General features: G+C 50.6%; 14 protein-coding genes and 3 tRNA genes. 11 read left to right on the top strand and 6 right to left on the bottom strand.

Features of this window, described 5'->3' with window-relative positions:
- Positions 1-9 precede the first annotated feature (9 nt).
- Entirely contained in the window at positions 10-1,071 is a 1,062-nt protein-coding gene (locus Q1A69_RS00265) for an NAD(P)/FAD-dependent oxidoreductase (protein WP_299579312.1), read from the bottom strand.
- Positions 1,072-1,503: 432 nt separating this feature from the next.
- Complete coding sequence (locus Q1A69_RS00260; RefSeq protein WP_299579309.1) at positions 1,504-1,962, bottom strand: helix-turn-helix domain-containing protein; 459 nt, start codon at positions 1,960-1,962, stop codon at positions 1,504-1,506.
- A gap of 339 nt (positions 1,963-2,301) precedes the next feature.
- Here Q1A69_RS00260 and Q1A69_RS00255 point away from each other — a divergent pair, with 339 nt between their 5' ends.
- The 3 genes from Q1A69_RS00255 to Q1A69_RS00245 all read left to right on the top strand — a co-directional run bounded on the left by Q1A69_RS00255 (position 2,302) and on the right by Q1A69_RS00245 (position 7,495).
- Positions 2,302-3,678 carry an MFS transporter gene (locus Q1A69_RS00255; RefSeq protein ID WP_299579306.1) on the top strand — a complete coding sequence of 459 codons (1,377 nt, stop codon included), beginning with the start codon at positions 2,302-2,304 and terminating at the stop codon, positions 3,676-3,678.
- A gap of 136 nt (positions 3,679-3,814) precedes the next feature.
- Positions 3,815-4,336, top strand: coding sequence for a hypothetical protein (locus Q1A69_RS00250; RefSeq protein WP_299579303.1), 522 nt, complete (start codon positions 3,815-3,817; stop codon positions 4,334-4,336).
- 771 nt (positions 4,337-5,107) lie between these two features.
- Positions 5,108-7,495 (top strand): glycoside hydrolase family 19 protein, encoded by a 2,388-nt coding sequence (locus Q1A69_RS00245; RefSeq protein WP_299579300.1) that lies wholly within the window; start codon positions 5,108-5,110, stop codon positions 7,493-7,495.
- A gap of 162 nt (positions 7,496-7,657) precedes the next feature.
- On the opposite strand, the gene Q1A69_RS00240 is transcribed toward Q1A69_RS00245, so the two are convergent.
- Positions 7,658-8,053: a nuclear transport factor 2 family protein gene (locus Q1A69_RS00240; RefSeq protein WP_299579297.1), complete on the bottom strand. Its 396-nt coding sequence runs from the start codon at positions 8,051-8,053 to the stop codon at positions 7,658-7,660.
- 191 nt (positions 8,054-8,244) lie between these two features.
- A complete protein-coding gene (locus Q1A69_RS00235) occupies positions 8,245-9,243 on the bottom strand; it encodes a hypothetical protein (RefSeq protein ID WP_299579294.1) in 999 nt (332 codons plus the stop codon).
- A gap of 1,382 nt (positions 9,244-10,625) precedes the next feature.
- Here Q1A69_RS00235 and Q1A69_RS00230 point away from each other — a divergent pair.
- Both Q1A69_RS00230 and Q1A69_RS00225 read left to right on the top strand, forming a co-directional pair.
- Positions 10,626-12,014 carry an MFS transporter gene (locus Q1A69_RS00230; RefSeq protein ID WP_299579292.1) on the top strand — a complete coding sequence of 463 codons (1,389 nt, stop codon included), beginning with the start codon at positions 10,626-10,628 and terminating at the stop codon, positions 12,012-12,014.
- 549 nt (positions 12,015-12,563) lie between these two features.
- Entirely contained in the window at positions 12,564-13,724 is a 1,161-nt protein-coding gene (locus tag Q1A69_RS00225; protein ID WP_299579288.1) for an NnrS family protein, read from the top strand.
- 73 nt (positions 13,725-13,797) lie between these two features.
- Here the strand turns inward: Q1A69_RS00225 and Q1A69_RS00220 are convergent, their stop codons facing one another.
- Positions 13,798-14,220 (bottom strand): GFA family protein, encoded by a 423-nt coding sequence (locus tag Q1A69_RS00220; protein WP_299579285.1) that lies wholly within the window; start codon positions 14,218-14,220, stop codon positions 13,798-13,800.
- 92 nt (positions 14,221-14,312) lie between these two features.
- Positions 14,313-15,107: a PhzF family phenazine biosynthesis protein gene (locus tag Q1A69_RS00215; RefSeq protein WP_299579282.1), complete on the bottom strand. Its 795-nt coding sequence runs from the start codon at positions 15,105-15,107 to the stop codon at positions 14,313-14,315.
- Between the two features lie 172 nt (positions 15,108-15,279).
- Here Q1A69_RS00215 and ubiM point away from each other — a divergent pair, with 172 nt between their 5' ends.
- The 6 genes from ubiM to nusA all read left to right on the top strand — a co-directional run bounded on the left by ubiM (position 15,280) and on the right by nusA (position 19,172).
- The gene (gene ubiM, locus Q1A69_RS00210) at positions 15,280-16,446 is read left to right on the top strand and encodes a 5-demethoxyubiquinol-8 5-hydroxylase UbiM (protein WP_299579279.1); all 1,167 of its coding nucleotides are present in this window, start codon (positions 15,280-15,282) and stop codon (positions 16,444-16,446) included.
- Positions 16,447-16,716: 270 nt separating this feature from the next.
- Positions 16,717-16,793: transfer RNA gene (locus Q1A69_RS00205), tRNA-Met, on the top strand.
- Between the two features lie 40 nt (positions 16,794-16,833).
- Positions 16,834-16,910: transfer RNA gene (locus Q1A69_RS00200), tRNA-Met, on the top strand.
- A gap of 39 nt (positions 16,911-16,949) precedes the next feature.
- Positions 16,950-17,026, top strand: a tRNA-Met gene (locus tag Q1A69_RS00195).
- Between the two features lie 136 nt (positions 17,027-17,162).
- A complete protein-coding gene (gene rimP / locus Q1A69_RS00190; protein WP_299579276.1) occupies positions 17,163-17,627 on the top strand; it encodes a ribosome maturation factor RimP in 465 nt (154 codons plus the stop codon).
- Positions 17,628-17,669: 42 nt separating this feature from the next.
- A complete protein-coding gene (gene nusA / locus Q1A69_RS00185; protein ID WP_299579272.1) occupies positions 17,670-19,172 on the top strand; it encodes a transcription termination factor NusA in 1,503 nt (500 codons plus the stop codon).
- Positions 19,173-19,232: the final 60 nt, after the last annotated feature.

The raw sequence follows: 19,232 nt of genomic DNA, 5'->3' as shown, positions 1-19,232 counted from the left end.
ACAAACGGGTTAGAACTCAACAACAAACTGACTGATCTTTCTTTTTATAAGGGGCAGATGGTTTGCTGCGGCCAAAATTGTGCTAAATGCTATTCGAGCAACGACTGACTTTGCCGTAACTAATTTTCGGGTGTGCTCGGTAATATCAATCACCCTTTTGTCTTCTCTTTGGCGGATTGGAGAATACTGATCTAAATTATTCTCGACGATGCATCTGGCTAACTCAGCGGCATCTGCAATGCCCAAATTCATTCCTCTGCCTCCAACCGGTGAATGGCAGTGTGCAGCATCTCCTGCCAGGAATACTCTACCTTTAGAGAAATACTTTGCTTGGCGCACAGAAATTTTAAAAACACCCTCGCGGTGAACCGTTTGTATCTTCAGCGGCATGGGAAAGGCTTCTAAAACCTTTTCGCAGTTTCCCACAAAACGATAGCGATTTTTGCCTATAGGCACTGAAACCACCACTATTCCGGGTTTTACCTGTACCAGCGTAAATGTTTGTGGATAAGGCCAACCATCAAGTTCTACGTCGGCTATCGACCACTGTTCAGGTAAATCAAATCCATAGTAGGGAATATTGGCATTTTTACGTACCGTACTGTGAATACCATCGGCACCGATAATAAGATCGAACTCTTCTTCCTTACCGTTAGAGGATAGAGTCACAACGGATTGCCCTTCCTCTTGGAACTTATTGAGTGCGACCTGATACTCTACCGTTACTCCCATGGAAGACAGTGAGTCCGCTAAAATTTTCTCTGTGCGATCCTGAGGGAGCCCCAAAATGGTCGGAAAATAAGATGAATCAGAGTGTAGCGGCAGGGATAGAGCGAGATGATTACCCTGGTAAAGACAGGCACTTTGAATTGGTATGCCCTCTTTGATTAGTCTCTCCGAAACTCCCGAGTGGGATAAAATCTCCAGGCTGCGGGAAGTAATACCAACAGCTCTGCTTAATGTTGAGGCACTATCTCGCCTGTCTATAATCTTGGCAATTAGATTTCGACGGGCTAATTCTACGGCAAGAGTGAGACCAGTTGGTCCCGCACCGACAATTAGTATTTTCATAAAGACCGGACGTTCTCCCAGCCTATCAAAACAGTAGTACAGTATAGGGAGTTATCGGTGAAGATCCTAGGTTTGGGTGCTCCCTAGTTATTTCTTCACAAAATACCATTCTTAATAGCAGATCTATTATCTACAGAATAGCCAAAAAAGTGTAGTCAGGACTACGTTTTTGGTGATGGAGAAACACTGATTTATAAGTACTTAAAAGATGCAAGATCAGTGCATAAACACTTAGATGCATGGTGTTCATTTTTTATCGATGACGGACCGCTGTAGAGCCCGCGCGCTTAGGTTTATTTGGGGATATGCTTGATGACTTTAGGGGGCGCCACTCATGGACCAGATCTATTTTTTAAATCGTGTAAAATCGGGCTATCGAAAGGGAGGGTTGCTCTGCCAAGAGAAAGTATCAGGTTGGTTGTCAGATGTTATTTATTTTTCGGGTTTTTTTTTCAGCTTGACCGATGTCCCCTTACGCTCTTCCTTGTGTTGCAGTTTCATGGCCTTTTTGATTAGGTTCTGAAAGTTTGCGCACTCCAATTGATTTTCTTCCGGGCAATTGGCCACATGCCTCAGGCCATCGCGCATGGCTTCCAAGCGGCGGATGTTCTTGTCCAGTGCATCGGCCTTGTCGAGGAGTTGCTCTCGGTCGATATTGGGTTTGCCGCTGTAAGTGAATAAATTGACAATCTCATCGAGGGAGAAACCGGCATAACGTGCTAGGGAGATCAGGGAAAGCTGCTCTAATACGCTGGCAGGAAAAACTCTGGTGATCCCACGCCTACTAATCGATTGGATAAGGCCTTTTTCTTCATAATATCGTAGAGTCGAAGACGGAAGCCCTGTGCGCTTCGATACCTCGCGAATATCCATTTCCTGTCGATTACCCATCTGTATTGACCTCAAGCAGACTTGAAGTTGTATCCTAGTTTTCACGGCTCTTCCTGGCAAGCTTTCTCTGCAGGGCAGTGAAAGCCTGGGCGCGCCCATAGTATTCCCCGGTTAGCGTAGACCTCGACACCATCGTTGAGGATATACTTGCCCCGCATAAGTGAGGCGGCTACTGGGCCATGTTTGGCCCAGGTTTGAGAACCTCCTTGACTCTGCGCCTGTACTTACCACCGGGGAATAGTGGTGAGAAAATATGTGGATCTTATGTTTGCCATAAAACGGTTTTTCAAGTCTTCCAGCCGCTCCACTGCTGATGGGGCCTCGATACGGGGAGTGCTAGTGGCACTCTGTCTGGCCACTTTGCTCAATGCTTTGGCCGTGAGCAGTGTCAATATGGCACTACCGGAGTTAGTGGCAGGCTTGCAAACCACTTATAGCCGTGCACAGTGGGTTATTGTTGCCTTCATGATTTTTTTAACCGCTGCTCTGGCGGTTGCCGGTCGGGCTAGTGACCAGGTGGGGCGCAAGAAGATCTTTATTCATGGTGTACTGATTTTTACCCTGGCGAACCTGCTTTGCGTCTTTTCTCAAAATATTTGGATGCTGGTTTTGTTCAGGGCGCTTCAGGGTATTGGCGCGGCAATGTCTACGGGGGTGGCCATGGCGATTGCCAGTGATGTCCTACCAAAATCCCGTCTGGGTAGAGCTGTGGGGCTACTGGGCAGTGTCTCTGCCGTCGGTACTGGCAGCGGACCGGTTCTTGGAGGGCTCCTGTTAGAGATCGCTAGCTGGCAGGCGATCTTCCTGATACAGGTGCCACTGGGTATATTAATATATTTTTTGGGTTTAAAGTATTTGCCGGATGACCGCACCGGGGCCAATTCGCCCAAGGGTGCTAGAGCATTGAATATACTCTCGGCATTCTGCATTTTCTCTGCAACGCTTTTTTATACTCTGTCGATCAAGCCAGTGAATGACTATTATGGGCTTTTAAATATCGTTAGCATTGTATTCGCAGGTGTGTCCCTGTGGTTACTTTGGAGGCTTCGGTTTAAAGGGCACAGAGTATCGCCAATTGCGCTAGCTTTCACACACTACCCCCTCACTATTAACTTAGGCACTAATTTCCTGGTCGCGGCATCGGTAATGAGTTCTCTGGTTGTCGGCCCGTTTTATCTGACCCTGGCCCTTGGTCTTGATTTCTCACTGGCTGGTTTCGTGATGTCCGCAGGATCTTTTACGGTTGCAATTTGCTCGACGGTTACTGGTCGCATTGTAGATCGTTTTAAGTCTCGTGCTACGGTGCTATTTGGCCTGGTATGTCTAATACTTGGTGCCCTGGGTATGGTCTATTTACGGGTTAGCCACGGCGTTGGTGGTTACCTGTTATGCACAGCCACTATGGCTGTGGGTTATGGTACTTACCTGTCTGCAAATAACGCCTTCACTATGAGTAATGCGGGAGAGCAGGTACGCGGTAGTATTTCTGGTTTACTCAACCTCTTTAGAAACTTAGGACTATTAACCGGGGCGGCATTGATGAGTATGGTGTTTGCGAGTGTTGCAGATTTTCCCCAAGTCTCTACCTCTGATTATGGTTTGGTGGTGCAAGGCCTAAATCGTGTATACGCTCTGGCCCTTTTGTTTCTCCTAACGGCATTTGTAGCCCAGGGTTTGTCCATTCTCTTGAGCCGCTTTAAAAATCACACATCGTAATTTTTAGTATTTTCTCCGTGACCTTGCCTCATTTCTGTTGACTTAAAGTTGACTTTAAGTAGTACCTTGGACCTGTCAGTGAGTCAAGACACTGTTTCATTAGTGTAGTTTTCGACAGGAAAAAGAGGAAAAGAGAATGGCAGATACTTCCCTCGATCAATGTATCGCAGAGTTAAAAGAACATTGGGATGGATTAAATTCGCAAACCATTATCCGTTGCCGGGCGACGCTGGAACGCCTGGCGGCAACCAATCGTTCAGAAACCTGGTTGGCTGATCTTCATAAAGAGCGGTCAATATCCAAGGAGTTGTACCGGGATCCTAAGTGGGGATTTATGTTGCTCGCCCATGTGGAAACACAGGGGTTATATCGCGTTCCACACAATCATGGTGATGGTTGGGTATTTTATGCACTTCAGTTTGGCCAGGTGCAAATGGCCACTTACGGCCTGCTTTCCGAGACGAATACTGAAGCGCAATTGCTGAGTCGTGGTGCGGACATAATGCACCCCGGTAACTGTCGAGCCTTCTTGCCTGGAGATATACACGATACCCGCTGTATGTCTGATTACAGCCTGATGTTTCGTTTGACCAGCTGTGACTTTTCCAGAGAAAAACGGTTGGGCAGATTGCGACAATTTGAGTCGTATGCAGAGTAGAGCCGGTTTGGTTGCTGGTTGATAGGTTGAAAGCTTCATTTCCTGCAGGGAGTTACTGGTAAACCAAAAGGCCGGGGTATTTATTTGAGGGAAGTGGCCAAGAGGGCGTTATGGAGATTCGCCTTCTTGTATCGGGTTTTCGGTGATGCCGTTCGGTGTTTCACATTAAAGGTTAAAGCAGGAATGTGAAAGAAATATGCAATTTTAACTTCGGCTTTCTCAAGTTTGAGTTTTTGTGTAGGCGGAATTATGCCAGATTTTTATGCTTGTGTGTTTGTGCAAAAAATACAATTCTATTTTTTTGTTCTTTGGGTGTGTGTTCATCCTGGAAATTTGAATTATCCGGTTTTTTAATTCTATGCGGGTGAATTTTAGGGTATTTTGTGCTGTGCTGCCCTATGGTTTTGTAAAGAATTGTTTTTCCCGTTGGGAACCAATATATCTTGGTTCTATCGAATCTGCAGTGCTTGTATGGGGTGTTGGCTACAAGGCGCAGAGCAATTTTAAGGGTTTGTGAAATATATTAATCGGTACAGTTTTCTGTGCTCAATAAGAGTAAAAGTGGGGGCGGGATATTTTCCTGTCAGTAATATAGGCTCGATATCGAAAATCAGACGATTGAGTCACGCTTCCTGTTTTTAAAAATATGTTGCAGATTATTCACGCTAACTCCTAGTCGATTGTTTCTGTCATTGCGGCAGCCTGGCTGTGGCATCTCATTACATAAATTACGTTTTTAATAGAACCCTAAAAACGACTATCGGAGATTCTATGAACCATCTTTTTATTCGAACAGCCATTGCTTCGGCATTGATAATCGGTGCCCAGGGTGCGTCAGCTAATCAGCCTGCTGAAGATTATGTGGACGGCCAGCAGTACCGTGCCGGTAGTCAAGTTTGCTACGGCGGTGACCTTTTTAGAACTCAGTGGTGGGCTACTGCTCAACAGCGCCCGGCCGAGGCTCTGACGGCGGAAAATACCTGGGATTCTCCCTGGATTGTGGAGGAGGCTGGAGCCTGTAATGGTTCCAGCGAAGACAGTGCCAGTAATGGTGATTCAGATAATAACAGCGATAGTGATGGCTCAGACTCGGACAATTCCGGTGAGAACGGAGACTCCGGTAATAGTGGTTCCAGCGATGCAGCCGTTTATCAGTCTGGTCAGAGCTACCGTAAAGGTAGCGAGGTCTGTTATGCCGGCGATATTTTTGTGGCGCAGTGGTGGGCAAATGCCGACCAGCTACCCTCTGATGCCCTGAGTGCGCAAAACACTTGGGATTCTCCCTGGATTCTTCAAGAAGCCAGTGGTTGTGCCGACGATGGCAGTAACAGTGGTGATAATGGCGGAGACAACGGAGACAACGGAGACAACGGAGACAACGGAGACAACGGAGACAACGGAGACAACGGCGACACACTGATATCCCTCCGTGTTTCCACTTCGCAAGTCCAACTGACCGGTGGTGGCCCCGTCCAGTTGAGTGCTAGCGTTTCCGGTGGCGACAGCGCCCTCAGCTATAGCTGGGCACAACTCTCCCCGAGCTCTCCGCAAGCGGATATTGCCGCGGCCACGAGCGCCTCCACGTCTGTTACCCTGCCAGCCAGCACCTATGATGTGAGCTATGTCTTCAGCCTGATTGTCAGCGATGGTGAGAGTACAGAAGAGGCCCAGGTAACGGTACAGAACCTCGCGCTGGATGGTGGCGCCGAGGACTCTGGTGATAACGACAATTCTGGTGGCGCTGTGAATGCGGTGATTTCTACTTCCGCCAACAATGTAGGGTGTTCCGGCAATATCACCCTGGACGGCTCCCAGTCCACCGGTGGCAGTGGTATGAGCTATATCTGGAGCCAGACTAGCGGCCCCTCCATCAAGCTTTCCAGCTACGTGGGCAGTTCCACCCGGGCCGTGTTGTCTGAGGTATACAGCGATGTAATCTACACTTTCCAGCTCACCGCCACCGATGCCACGGCAGCCAGTGACGTGGCCGAAGTCACTATCAACCAAACCGGCTGTGCGTCCATCAGTGACCATGTGATGGGGCTAAGTGAGTTAAAAGCGGAGGAGGGTGCTCGCACTACTGATTCACTTCTTCAAGAAGTCAAGGACACTGTGGAGACTCGCAATAACGCTATCGTAGAAGCGGTTCAGTCCGGTCGCAATGCCAACCCGGAAAACGTGCAGCGTGTCGAGAGCATTATTACCGAGGAGACCTGGGAGTATCTGTTCCCACTGCGCGCCGAAGACTACACCTACACCAACTTCCTGCGCGCGGTGGCCAAGTTTCCCGCTTTCTGTGGTGAATACACCGATGGCCGTGACTCCGATGGGATCTGCCGCAAAGCATTGGCTGTGATGTTTGCCCACTTCGGCCAGGAAACCGGCGCCCACGCGGCAGCCTGGGATGAACCGGAATGGCGTCAGGGCCTGTACTGGATACGCGAGATCGGTTGGACCGAGGAAACCTCAGGTGGTTACGGTGCCTGTGATTCCGGCAGTAGCTGGGCGGCGGATGTATGGCCCTGTGCCATCAATGCCGATGGCGGTTACAAGAGCTACTTTGGTCGGGGCTCCAAGCAGCTCAGCTGGAACTATAACTACGGCCCTTTCTCCCAGGCTATGTACGGTGATATTTACACCTTGCTGGAAAACCCCGAGTTGGTTGCGGATACCTGGCTGAACCTGGCCAGTGCCATCTTCTTCTTTGTCTATCCGCAGCCGCCCAAGCCCAGTATGTTGCATGTAGTGGATGGTACCTGGGAGCCTAACAGTGTCGATCTGGCTAACAATCTGACCCCAGGATTTGGCGTTACCACCAATATCATCAATGGCGCGATCGAATGTAGTAAGGGTTCCGAAGATTATCGTTCGCAGTACCGCATGGATTACTACAAGAGTTTTACCGAGTACCTGGGTGTGGATATTCCAGCAGGTGAAGAATTGGGCTGTGCCAACATGGGGCAATTTGAGACCGGCGGTTCCGCCTCCCTGAATATTTATTGGGATAAAGATTGGGGCTGGTCTACTGAAAACCCCAATAAAGAGAGCTTCGCCTGTCAGTTGGTGAACTATCAAACCGCCTACTCTGCACTGAATGAAGGCGACTACGCCAAGTGTGTGGAAGGTAACTTCGATATGACTATCGACTACCAGAACTAAGAGGTGATTCATTAAAGCGTAGGGGCTGCAAAAGTGCGGCTCCACCTTGCGTATTGAGCCCGGCAATAACAATTATTGTGGGGCTTTTTTACAGGTAATTATTCATCCCCTGTGTGCCTGATAAGCTTAAGGAATTATTTGAGGGTGAGGGAATCTGTCAAGTTATGAATTCTCATCTAAAATTTGCTGAATTAAAGCGGAATCAACATAGGCCGTAGCTTCAGTGATAAGACCTTTTTCAAATTTAACAATCCAGCAGTAGGTATTGTTGTAACGTTTGCCATTGAGTGCGGTACAGATTCCCTCCATTTCCGCGATTGCATAATCCCCATCAACGAATATCCGCTTGACTTCCATCATCACCTTGCCCTCCTTAAGCATCTTGCCCATTCCCTGGAAGGCGCGCTCGACCAATTCTTTCTTTGAATTGTATATTCCAGCCATCTTATGGGTGCCTTTAACAGTCCAGCGCACATTATCGGCGACCCGCTCAAGAAAGGGCTGGGGGTCGGTTTGTAGCGAGTTAAACACCTCTTCTACAAATTTTTTCTCGAGCATATGTCCTGCTCTCTGTTGTGTTAAAAAATGTGGGTTGTTGAAATAAAAAGCCAAGGATTAATTTGGGTCACTTTTAGGTTCGCTGCTCCTGAGTTTCCAAAACTGGATCGACACAAGAATAGCGGGTTCCTGGCCTATCCTCCATTCACCGCCCCCACTGCTTGTGGGGCAGGGGAGGCAGTTAAGAGAGGCTATTGAAGAACCGTCGCCCAATTACGCTCGCCAATCTGGACGGTAAAAGAGGTGTGATCCGAGCCGGTCTGAGTGGCCTGCTTGTAGTGGCCTGAACCGATTTGTAGGGCTGTCAGAGTGTTACGAAATCCATTTTGGCTGAGGTTTGCTTCATTGAGGCTGCCCAGTTGTACGGAGGTGGTCAAGAGTAAGGATCCATCTTGCTGAAGGCTGGCTGTATTCCCTGAACCCGCCTGCCGGGCTGAAAGCTCCACGTCCAATCCAAATTGCTGAGTTGTAATGGTATTTTGGCTGCCGGCCTGGGAGAGATTCTGATTGTTGGTGGCGGAGTTCAGCATGCCAATCTGGGTGATAAAAACCGAGTTGGAAGCGCTGAAGGTCTGGGTAGTCTCGGCGGAGTTTTGTGCCCCGCTCTGTAGTATGCTGAAGGTATCGGCATTACTATCGAGCTGGGAAATTTTTGCAAAATTATTGTTGCCAAGGTGGATAAGCGAGCCCGCGGCGGAGGTGCTATCCAGCTGGTCCACACGGCCACTGTTATCCGCACCCACCTGCAGTGTATTGGCGCTGCTTTTCGAGGTCAAAAACTGCACGGTCACGATATTGCTGCTGTTACTGGTGTTTTCCTGTAGGAATCCCGCGGCATTCTGCTCGCCAACTTGCAGGGTTGACTGATTACTGGAATTCACAACCACCTGTTGTGCATTGGCATTGTTAGACGTTCCAACCTGGAATACAGAATTGCTGCTGTCATTGGTCGTACCTTGGCCCGCGTTGACTTGGTTGCCATCCCCAAACTGTACTGTATTGATACTGCTAGCCGTGCTGTTCTCCTGGAAGGTCTCACTGTTGTTAGTTGTGCCCACCTGGGTTTGCACAATCAAGCTATTATTCACATCAGAATCGGCGTTGTTGGCGCTGGAACTATTGTCGGCACCAAATTGATTGAGGATTACAAAATTATTGCCGGCGAAGGCACCGCCGCTGAGGGTAATCATTGTGTAGTGGAAAGAAAGGTCGATATTTTCATGGGATACTCCCGTACAGCAAAAATCCCTGAGTAATTCGAAACCCCTATCGAAGGCTGTCTGTAATGGCTTTCTTTTTTCTGGATGGTTCAGTAGATTTTAGTCGTATCTTTCGTGAAGATGCTGCGCGCGGATCTATTTTTTTATTGCCCGTGGTCGAAAGATAATTACTGCCCACTAAAAATTAACAGATAGGCTGCCTGCATTCGTAAATGCGGTTGCGTATTGGTTTTCAGTGTTGGGATTTGCCAACGAAAAAGCAGGTAATGATTATTCCCTGTTTGCGGGATGCGATCTCATCCTGGGGTTATAGAATCAGATTGTTGGTAATGGGGTTTGCAATTATCGGTTTGGTTAAAGATATATAAGAGTTAAAGGCTTAGCGGTATGTATAACCAAAAAATCTAAAAGGTTAGCCTGGCTATTAGATTTTTTTTCAGTGCATCTTCTTGATCTTATCATCAGAACCGTGCCTCTGTTTTTATCCTCCTCTGCAGTGAACCTCTATCCATAAAAAGTGTGAAATAACGAAAAGCCCGACCTCAAAACACCGGCGACTATCTTCCGCCTCTGCCAGGCGCTGAAGTCGGGGCTACTGCGATGGAGTGGCTCTGAATGGCGGGAGAAGTTTCAGAACTGCTGATAAGAAAATCTCACAGGCCATTGCTATCGGTATTACTGCTTATCTCTGCCTTAGAACCAGTCTTTGGCGGAATTCTTTGCTGAGTCCTCTAAAAATAGCGATTTCTTAGTGTGCTGTTTATAACTTTAAAACCCCGTGTATCTGTATCTGCGTCTAGTGATTAACTTTCTGGTCCGTCGGTAGTGGATGGCCAAACTAAAAGGCCATTTAAAGATTTTTTGCTCCCTCTACACGCCAATCTTACCTATGTTCCGTATTTAAGGGCGGTAGCACTAAAAGGTATTGGCGCAGATAGATTGGGTTGTTGTTCTCTCTCCTTCTCTCTAGGGTGACTGTTGGGTTCCTCTTGAGTTGCCTGAGTAAGTGTTGATGAAAATTAATAGGGGCGGTATGGGAAGGAAGTTCGGAAATTATAGGAGTAAGTTCTCTTTTATTTGACTGAATTTTAGATTTCTATAGCTGGGGAGTTTCTTCTTAGTCGAGTAGGTAAAAAATACTACATATAGTGCATACCGGTTGTATACAGAACAGGCACAACATAAAAGCGGAAAGCCCATGTTCCCCTGTGCGGCACTAGGCTGCTAATGGTTTTCCGGGTGATCCAAAGCCACTGTGCATTATTTTATAATCGTCATGCACTGGGCTTTTACACCTAGACTTGTGGATAAATAGTACTGGTGCCGATGGGTGTCGGTCGGCGGGAGTATCTATGGTAGAGGCAAAAGAGGCCCTTTCCCCAAAAAAGGTGATTGCCTTAGCAGCATTGACTTTCGCCATATTTTTAATCGCTAATGATTTTACCGCATTTTCAGTGGCTATACCCGCTATGGAGCAGCAGTTTTATGCGGATATCTCTACGGTGCAGTGGGTAATCAACGGCTATGCCTTGGTGTTTGGCGTATTGATTGTAACTGGGGGGCGCCTGGCGGATATGTTTGGGCGGCGCCGGCTTTTTTTTATTGGTACGAGTATTTTTATCCTGTTTTCCCTGTTGGGTGGTTTCGCGGTAAATACTTGGATGTTATTGGGAAGTCGCGCATTGATGGGGGTCGGCGGTGCACTGATGTGGCCCGCCATTTTGGGGATGACCTACCAGATTATGCCCGAGAATCGAGCGGGGCAGGCTGGTGGGCTGATCATGACCGTATGCGGCTTTGCTAATTCGGTGGGGCCACTACTGGGTGGCTTTTTTACCGAGTTTCTCAGTTGGCGCTGGATATTTTTTATCAACTCCCCTATAGCACTTGTTGCCATGTTGATTAGTTGGTGGGTCATTGATGATGATAGTCCCGAGAGCGCTGGTGAGCGAGTAGACTACGGTGGCATTGTGTCTCTTTCTATTTGTTTGCTGACCCTCTTGCTGGCTTTAGATCTTGTGGTGGATGTGGGGCTGGGCAGTGCAATAATTGTTGGGTTGTTAATAGTCTCCGCCTTTTGTTTTTTTATCTTTGCCTGGGTCGAGGCGCATACCGAAAATAATCCTTTAATCCCTGCAGATGTGGCGACTAACTGGCGTTTCCTGACGGTGGGTATTACCACTTTGTTGCTCTCTGTTACTTTTGTTTCGATGTTGTTGTATGTACCCCAGTTTTTGATAAAAGAATTGAAATTTTCCGCAGTTTGGTCTGGCGCGGGTTTGCTTCCAGTTATGGTAACTTACGGTGTCGTTTCTTATGTAGCAGGTCGCCTTTACACAATGCTTGGGGCTAAAGTCATTTTATCGGCAGCGGCCATTTTTTTAGGTGGCGGAATGTTCCTGCTCTCGAGCCTAGTGGAGCATACACGCTATATCCATTTAGTGCCCGGCTTGATTTTCTTGGGCGTTGGCCTGGGCTTTTTTTTTCCCACAATCACTACTGCTGCGGTTACTGCGGTTGGGCCGAGTAGAGCCAGTTTGGCGGCGGCCCTGATTTTTATGTTTCAGATTATCGGTGGGGCAATTGGGCTTGCAATGAATACCACCATTGTGGCCCTGGCCCCAAGTTTGACTGTGGGGATCGACCGGGCTTTTGTTGTCAATGCCTGCTTGGCACTCGCGGCTCTGCTTGTATGTATTTTATTTGTGCGTGGTCAATCCACCCCAGGCACGCCTTCTTAATTGCATTCATCGAGATCCATTGTTGGTTTTTCATATTAGATAAACTTCAAGTTTAACTTAAGGTTTGATTTAAATTTTAACTTAAAGTCCAGCTTTAAGTTTAGTGTCTCTATTTGGTGTTGGCAGGGGTTTGTCAATCGCTATTTTATTTTCTAGGGAATAAATATATCCGGTTTTTAAATAGGGTTATAAAATTAAAAAACTATGGCATTCGCCTATTAACTAATTGTATTGATTGAGTGAGAATAAGCGGCTCACTCAATCCTTGGAATGGAATCTCAGGCGCAACCTCGCATTGTGATGAAACACCGGGCCGGCTTTCGCTGGGCATTGAGCGTAAGTGGGATTTCTGGTGCGGACTTTTCGCTGGTTGCTCTCTTGTGAAGCCGTCTGTGATCGAGGCGGTGGCTTCGCGGTGTGGCGCGTGGATAAGACCCTCTTGGTGCGGAAATCCCTTCGGAGCCAGGTAGCAGGGCAGGCGCTTGGCCAGGTTAGGTCGGGTAGTCGTTCCGGGAGAAATAACCTCCCTTTGTGTAAGGAGAACAGATTGTGATACCTATTGTCGACCGCGCACGCGCGGAATCCATTGCCCCTTTCTGGCGTATGCCTTTTCGGCCTTTCTTTTGGGGGGGCGCTCTATGGAGCATGATCGCACTGCTGATCTGGCAGGCATCTTTGTCCGGTTGGCCGTTACCCACGCTGAGGGTTGGAATCGCCTGGCACTCCCATGAAATGCTATTTGGCTTTGCCGCGGCGGTAGTCGTTGGTTTTCTGGGTACCGCGATGCAAACCTGGACCGGCATTCCATCACCCAAGGGGGTGCAGTTAATGAGCCTAGTGGGACTGTGGCTTCTGGCTCGTGTGGGGTATCTCGTTGCAGCGGTGCCCCTGTGGATGCCAGTGGTGGCCGAGGTGGCTTTCTTTCTGCTGGCTGCGTTCTTGCTGGGTGCGCGGGTACTGCGCACGAAACAGTGGCGCAACCTGTTTGTACTGCCAGCCATGCTGGCGTTTGCCGGGCTGGCGGCCTGTCACTGGTTGCTGCCGGAAGTGCAGAGCCGGGTGGCACTGATGGCGCTGTTGCTGGTGACTTCAATTATTTTGGTAATCGGCGGTAGGGTTATTCCGTTTTTTACCGCGCGGCGTTTTCATCTGAGTCCGCGGGATAAATTGCCCATGATCGAGTGGGGCACCCATATTGCGGTGGTATTACTGCTGTTCAGTGTGGCTCTGGACTTACCCAAAATGTTTTGGGCGGTGTTGGCTTTTACCCTGGGGGTTTTACAGTTGGTCCGTGTGTTGCGCTGGCACCCCAGCAAAATTTGGGCGGAACCCATGGTTTGGTCCCTGCACCTGAGTTATTGGCTGGTGATCTTGGGCTGCTTTCTCGCCGCACTGGCCTGGAGTGGTATAGCGCCCGCCTGGCAGAGCCCCGCGTTGCACGCTTTTGCTGTTGGTGGCATCGGCGGTTTGATATTGGCAATGACCAGTCGCGTGAGTTTGGGCCACACCGGTCGTATTCTACAGGCGCCGCGTCTGATGCCGTTGGCGTTTGCCGCACTGGCGCTGTCTGCCCTGGCTCGTGTGTTTTGGGCGCCGGCCCCGAGCGGCTTTCTCGCTGCGATTATTGCCTGGGTGGTAGGCTACTCGCTGTTTCTGATCTACTACACCCCAGTGTTGTTTCAGCCCAGGGTAGATGGGCACCCCGGTTAAGTTACTGCCGGATTAGTGAGGGCGCTTGAGCGTTCATTGTGGCTTTGTTGAACGCTCAAGCCGCACTGCCCAGCTAGGGAGTGTCGGCGTTATCGGTTTGGGGAAAGCGGTCGAGCTTCGGTGTGTTCTCCAGGTCTTGGTCCCAATCCGCCTTACTGGCCATAAAGATATGTGCGTTGGGTTTGATGGTAATCGGGCTGTTGAGGCTGCCGGCGGGAACCGCGAGAAAGCCACCCTCTCGGTCTTTGTAAGGTAGGGCGGAACCGCATTGGGCGCAGAAACTTTTCACGTGCCGGGTCCCTGGAAGTTTAAAGACTTTAATGTGCTGCTCCCCGCGAAGCCAGTGCAGCTTGGCGGTAGTGGAAAACAAGCTGGCGGCATGGGCGGAACCGGTATCTTTGCGGCAGTGGTTGCAATGACATAAGAAGAAGCTATCAAAATCTCCCTCCGCTTCAAAATGTACTTCGCTGCACAGGCATGATCCCTTGTGATTCATGATTGATCCTTTTATTTTTGGGCGTCCTTCGCTGGGGAAGGTTGTGCGGGATGGTTTTATTTTCATAGAGCGCTGTAAAGCGGGCTCTTGCCTCAGGAGACTTCAATTACACCGCTTAGGTATTGCACGGCGCTGCCGGAAATAATGACTCGCTCCTCCTTGAGCTGGCAGTGTAGCAGGCCGCCGCGCTTGGAGGCTTGGTAGGCAACCAGATCGGACTTGCCCAATTTATCCCCCCAGTAGGGCGCCAGCCCGGTGTGAATAGATCCGGTCACAGGGTCCTCGGCGCCACCATTGGCTGGCCAGAAATATCTGGAAATAAAATCGTATTTCTTTGATTGCGCGGTAACCACTACATCAAAGGGTGCGAGCCTGGCCAGCTTGGTAGCATTTTGCTGCAACTGCAGAATGTCTTCTTCTGCGGTGTAAATAGCAAAGTAGGCTTGATTATTGCGCAGAACCTCTGTGGGTGTGATGGACAGCCCTTCGAGTAGGTCGCTGGGAAGGCTGGTTAGTGGCTGTGGGGCGCGAGAGGGGAAGTCCATGGCGATCAGGCCGTCCCCGTTTCGACTGATGTGCATATCACCAACGGCCTCGGCGAAAAGATCCAGTCCTTTTAAGTGTGGGTGCTTGCGAAACACTACAAAAGCGGAGGCCAGAGTGGCGTGGCCACAAAAATCGATCTCCGTTAATGGGGAAAACCAGCGAATCTCGTATTCGCTATCGCTGCGTTCGCGCAAAAATGCGGTTTCCGAGAGATTATTTTGCGCGGCGATGGATTGCATCAAAGGCTCACTGAGCCACTCTCCGGTAATGATTACCGCTGCGGAGTTGCCGCCAAATTGGGAGTCGGTAAAGGCGTCGACGATATCCATTTCGAGCTGCATATATGATCCTTTGCGTATGTTTTTTCTCTTCTTAATTTCTGGTCTGCAGTTTCCTGATCTGTATCAGTTGCGCAAGCGCTGCTTCATCTTACAGTGCCCGGCAAGTGATGAAAGTTAGCGATTTATCTGTCGCTCGCTGCCAGTACAGTGGTGTGGATTTAGGGGGATTGGGATGCTGCACACAGATGTTGCGATTGTGGGGGCCGGCCCCGCCGGTTTGGCGCTGGCATTAATGTTGGCCCGGCGGGATTGCCGGGTGACTTTGTTAGAGCGTCAGAGCGAAGAAATACTAGCGAGCCCGCCCGACGATGGTCGCGAAATCGCGCTCACTCATCAGTCTGTGCGGTTCATGGAATCTCTAGGTGCCTGGCAGCGGCTCAAACCCGATGAGGTGGGTCTTCTGCATTCTGCGCAGGTAGTGGATGGGAGCGCTCCCTCTCGTTTGGATTTTGATACCCGGGGGCGGGGGCCCTTAGGTTTTATTGTACCCAATGCCGCGATTCGGCGCGTGCTCTACGAGGCAATACGTGAAAATGGCAATATCCAGCTGCAGGCTCGCCGTACGGTTACCGGTACCCAGTGCGGTGGGAATCGGCGCTTAGTGCAGTTGGAGGATGGACAGAGCCTCGCAGCGGTTCTTGTGGTGGCGGCCGACAGTCGTTTCTCTGAAGTGCGTCGTATGGCAGGGATCGGTGTGGACATGCGCGACTTTGGTCGGGTCGCGGTATTGGGGCCGGTACGCACCGAACGGGCGCATGGTGGTATTGCGCGCGAGTGCTTTCGCTACGGTTCCACCCTGGCATTGCTACCTACCGCGGACGGCCACTGCTCCTCGGCGGTGGTAACGGTATGCGCCAGTTCCGCCGATGAGATTATGCAATACAGCGATGAGGCATTCGCGGCTCATGTACAGCGGGAGAGCGCTTCGACGCTGGGGGTGGTCGAGGCTTGCGGCAGGCGCCACCGGTATCCTTTGGTCGCGGTCTATGCGCATCGCTTTTATGCTGAACGTTTCGCCCTGGTGGGGGATGCGGCCGTGGGTATGCACCCGGTCACTGCCCATGGATTTAATCTGGGCTTGGCCGGTGCGGAGACCCTGGCTCGTCAGCTGCATAACGTCACGCGATTGTACCAAGCGGCCGGACTTTCACGAGCGCTGTCGCGCTACCAGGCGCTGCATCGTCTTGAGTCACACCCCATGTATGTAGGGACTAACCGGGTGGTGGATCTTTTTACCGATGATCGCCTGCCGGCGAAGTTGCTGCGCAAGGCGGTGTTGCGTATCAGCGAACACTTCCCGCCGGTGCGGCGCGCCATTGTGCACCAGCTCACTCGTTGAGTGCGCGGGATAGCGAGAGTGGGTTGTAATGAGCGGGTGTAAAAGTAAAAACGAGTGCGCGCCACTGGTCATAGTTGCGGGATTTTCTTCCTTTTCTATACTGATCAGCGTGGCACATTTAGAGTCGCTTTCCGCCTGAAGTGAAAACAAATGCCAATTGTGGCTTGACTCACCGGGATGCTAACCATAGAATGCGCAGCCTCTTGAGTGGTTGGGTAAGTCCCACCGCAGGGAAACAAAGATCAACCAGGCTTTGTTTCTTAGAGTTGTTGCGGGGTGGAGCAGCCTGGTAGCTCGTCGGGCTCATAACCCGAAGGTCGTAGGTTCAAATCCTGCCCCCGCTACCAATTTTGCCTTAGGGCAAATATTTGATTGCGCATTTGTTGTTGCGGGGTGGAGCAGTCTGGTAGCTCGTCGGGCTCATAACCCGAAGGTCGTAGGTTCAAATCCTGCCCCCGCTACCAATTTTGCTTTTGTGCAAAACTTTGATGCGCTTTCTTTGTTGCGGGGTGGAGCAGCCTGGTAGCTCGTCGGGCTCATAACCCGAAGGTCGTAGGTTCAAATCCTGCCCCCGCTACCAAATTTTGCATTCATGCATACTGGCTGCATGAATGTGCGGTCAAAGCCCCGTCAGGGGCTTTTTCGTATCTGCAAGAAAAGTTGCAGGTATTTTTCGAAGTGGGCCGTAGGCCCATTTTTTGTATGTGGTGACGTAAATGGCGAGCAAACGCGAACTGCTGGAAGAGCTTCTGGCGCCGGTGGTGGCATCGCTGGGGTGTGAGCTGTGGGGTATCGACTACCAAACCCATGGCCGCAACGCGCTGCTGCGCATCTATATCGACTCTGAAAACGGCATAGGCGTGGATGACTGTGAAAAAGTCAGCCGTCAGTCCAGTGCTGTATTGGATGTGGAAGACCCCATCAGCGGTAAATATACCCTCGAGGTCTCCTCACCAGGGCTCGATCGCCCTCTGTATAAGCTGGATCATTACACGCGTTTTATTGGCGCCCAGATTGAGGTGCGCCTGCGTATGCCGCTCGACGGTCAGCGCAAGTGGCGCGGCTTACTGGCCGGTGTGGAAGGGGATGAAATCGTTTTGCGCGTAGACAGCGAAAACGAATACCTATTGCCGATCGACAGTATCGAAAAAGCAAATATTATTCCCCAATTTACCAAGTAACCTGTAGGAGCCTGAACTCAGGCGATTTTGAGGCACAGTTGCATGAACAAAGAGATCTTGCTGGTAGCCGAGGCGGTATCCAACGAGAAGGGCGTTGACCAGGAGATTATTTTCCAGGCCATCGAAGCGGCATTGGCAACGGCCACGAAGAAACGCTACGACGAAGATTCAAACGTCGAGGTTATCATCGATCGCCGCAGTGGCGATTACGAGACTTTCCGCAGTTGGGAAGTGGTCGATGATGATACTCTGGCGGAGTTGGGCACCCAGTTCACTCTGGAAGAGGCCCACGAGAAAGATCCTGAGTTGCAAGCCGGCGATGTTTACCGCGAGCAGGTGGAAAATGTAGAGTTCGGCCGTATCGCTGCTCAGACTGCCAAGCAAGTGATCGTGCAAAAGGTACGCGAAGCCGAGCGCGCTAAAGTTGTGGATGAGTACCGCGATCGCGTTGGCGAAATGGTGAGTGGCACGGTTAAAAAGGTGACCCGCGACTTCATCGCTGTAGACCTGGGCAACAATGCCGAAGCGCGTTTGCCCCGCGATCAACTGGTTGGCCGTGAGATTTTCCGTCTCGGCGACCGTGTGCGCGCCATCCTGCTGGAAATTCAGCCGGAAGCCCGCGGCCCGCAGCTGATGCTGAGCCGCTCCTGCCCCGAGATGATCATTGAGTTGTTTCGCATTGAAGTCCCGGAAATTTCCGAGCAGGTCATCGAAATTAAGGGTGCTGCGCGCGATCCAGGTCTGCGCGCCAAGATCGCTGTCAATACCAACGATGGTCGTATCGACCCGGTGGGTGCCTGTGTGGGCATGCGCGGTGCACGTGTACAGGCTGTCTCTAACGAACTGTCTGGCGAGCGCGTAGATATCGTGCTTTGGGATGACAACCCGGCCCAGTTTGTGATTAACGCTATGGCTCCGGCGGAAATAGAATCCATTGTTGTGGATGAAGATACCGGTTCCATGGATGTGGCGGTAGCCGAGGAAAACCTCGCTATGGCCATTGGCCGCAGTGGCCAGAATGTTCGCCTCGCTTCAGAGCTGACTCAGTGGCAGATCAATGTCATGAGCTCCGACGAGTGGCAGAACAAACAGGAGGCTGAGTCCAGCTCCATTATGCAGGTATTTATTGATCGCCTGGATATTGACGAGGACGTGGCCGGCATACTGGTGGACGAAGGCTTTACCTCTCTGGAGGAAGTGGCTTACGTCCCCATCGAAGAAATGCTCGGGATCGAGGGTTTCGACGAGGATATCGCTGAGGAGTTGCGCGCTCGCGCCAAGGACTCCCTGCTCACTCAGGCGCTGGCTTCTGAAGAGAAACTGGATGCCTGTGAGCCCCAGGAAGACCTGCTCACCATGGATGGCATGGAGCGCCAGTTGGCCTTCCAGCTGGCCAGCCGCGGCATTGCCACCATGGAGGACCTGGCGGAACAGGCGGTGGATGATTTGCTCGATATCGATGGTCTCGATCAAGAGCAAGCTGCTGCGCTGATTATGAAGGCGCGTGAGCCCTGGTTTGCCGATGACAACGGCGAACAGGCTTAATTACTCAGCAACAAGATATACGTATAAATAACCCCCCTCCGACCAAGTGACTTTTAGGAG

The organism is uncultured Microbulbifer sp. (assembly GCF_947498635.1).
Taxonomy (GTDB): domain Bacteria; phylum Pseudomonadota; class Gammaproteobacteria; order Pseudomonadales; family Cellvibrionaceae; genus Microbulbifer; species Microbulbifer echini.
Note: the sequence above shows the minus strand (reverse complement) of the source record. Positions and strands in the feature narration are given on the sequence as shown.

What these genes read in the sequence shown, in the direction of transcription:
- Q1A69_RS00265 (WP_299579312.1), bottom strand. Translation starts at nt 1,071, where the DNA reads ATGAAAATACTAATTGTCGGTGCGGGACCAACTGGTCTCACTCTTGCC.
- Q1A69_RS00260 (WP_299579309.1), bottom strand. Translation starts at nt 1,962, where the DNA reads ATGGGTAATCGACAGGAAATGGATATTCGCGAGGTATCGAAGCGCACA.
- Q1A69_RS00250 (WP_299579303.1), top strand. Translation starts at nt 3,815, where the DNA reads ATGGCAGATACTTCCCTCGATCAATGTATCGCAGAGTTAAAAGAACAT.
- Q1A69_RS00245 (WP_299579300.1), top strand. Translation starts at nt 5,108, where the DNA reads ATGAACCATCTTTTTATTCGAACAGCCATTGCTTCGGCATTGATAATC.
- Q1A69_RS00240 (WP_299579297.1), bottom strand. Translation starts at nt 8,053, where the DNA reads ATGCTCGAGAAAAAATTTGTAGAAGAGGTGTTTAACTCGCTACAAACC.
- Q1A69_RS00235 (WP_299579294.1), bottom strand. Translation starts at nt 9,243, where the DNA reads ATGATTACCCTCAGCGGCGGTGCCTTCGCCGGCAATAATTTTGTAATC.
- Q1A69_RS00230 (WP_299579292.1), top strand. Translation starts at nt 10,626, where the DNA reads ATGGTAGAGGCAAAAGAGGCCCTTTCCCCAAAAAAGGTGATTGCCTTA.
- Q1A69_RS00220 (WP_299579285.1), bottom strand. Translation starts at nt 14,220, where the DNA reads ATGAATCACAAGGGATCATGCCTGTGCAGCGAAGTACATTTTGAAGCG.
- Q1A69_RS00215 (WP_299579282.1), bottom strand. Translation starts at nt 15,107, where the DNA reads ATGCAGCTCGAAATGGATATCGTCGACGCCTTTACCGACTCCCAATTT.
- ubiM (WP_299579279.1), top strand. Translation starts at nt 15,280, where the DNA reads ATGCTGCACACAGATGTTGCGATTGTGGGGGCCGGCCCCGCCGGTTTG.
- rimP (WP_299579276.1), top strand. Translation starts at nt 17,163, where the DNA reads ATGGCGAGCAAACGCGAACTGCTGGAAGAGCTTCTGGCGCCGGTGGTG.
- nusA (WP_299579272.1), top strand. Translation starts at nt 17,670, where the DNA reads ATGAACAAAGAGATCTTGCTGGTAGCCGAGGCGGTATCCAACGAGAAG.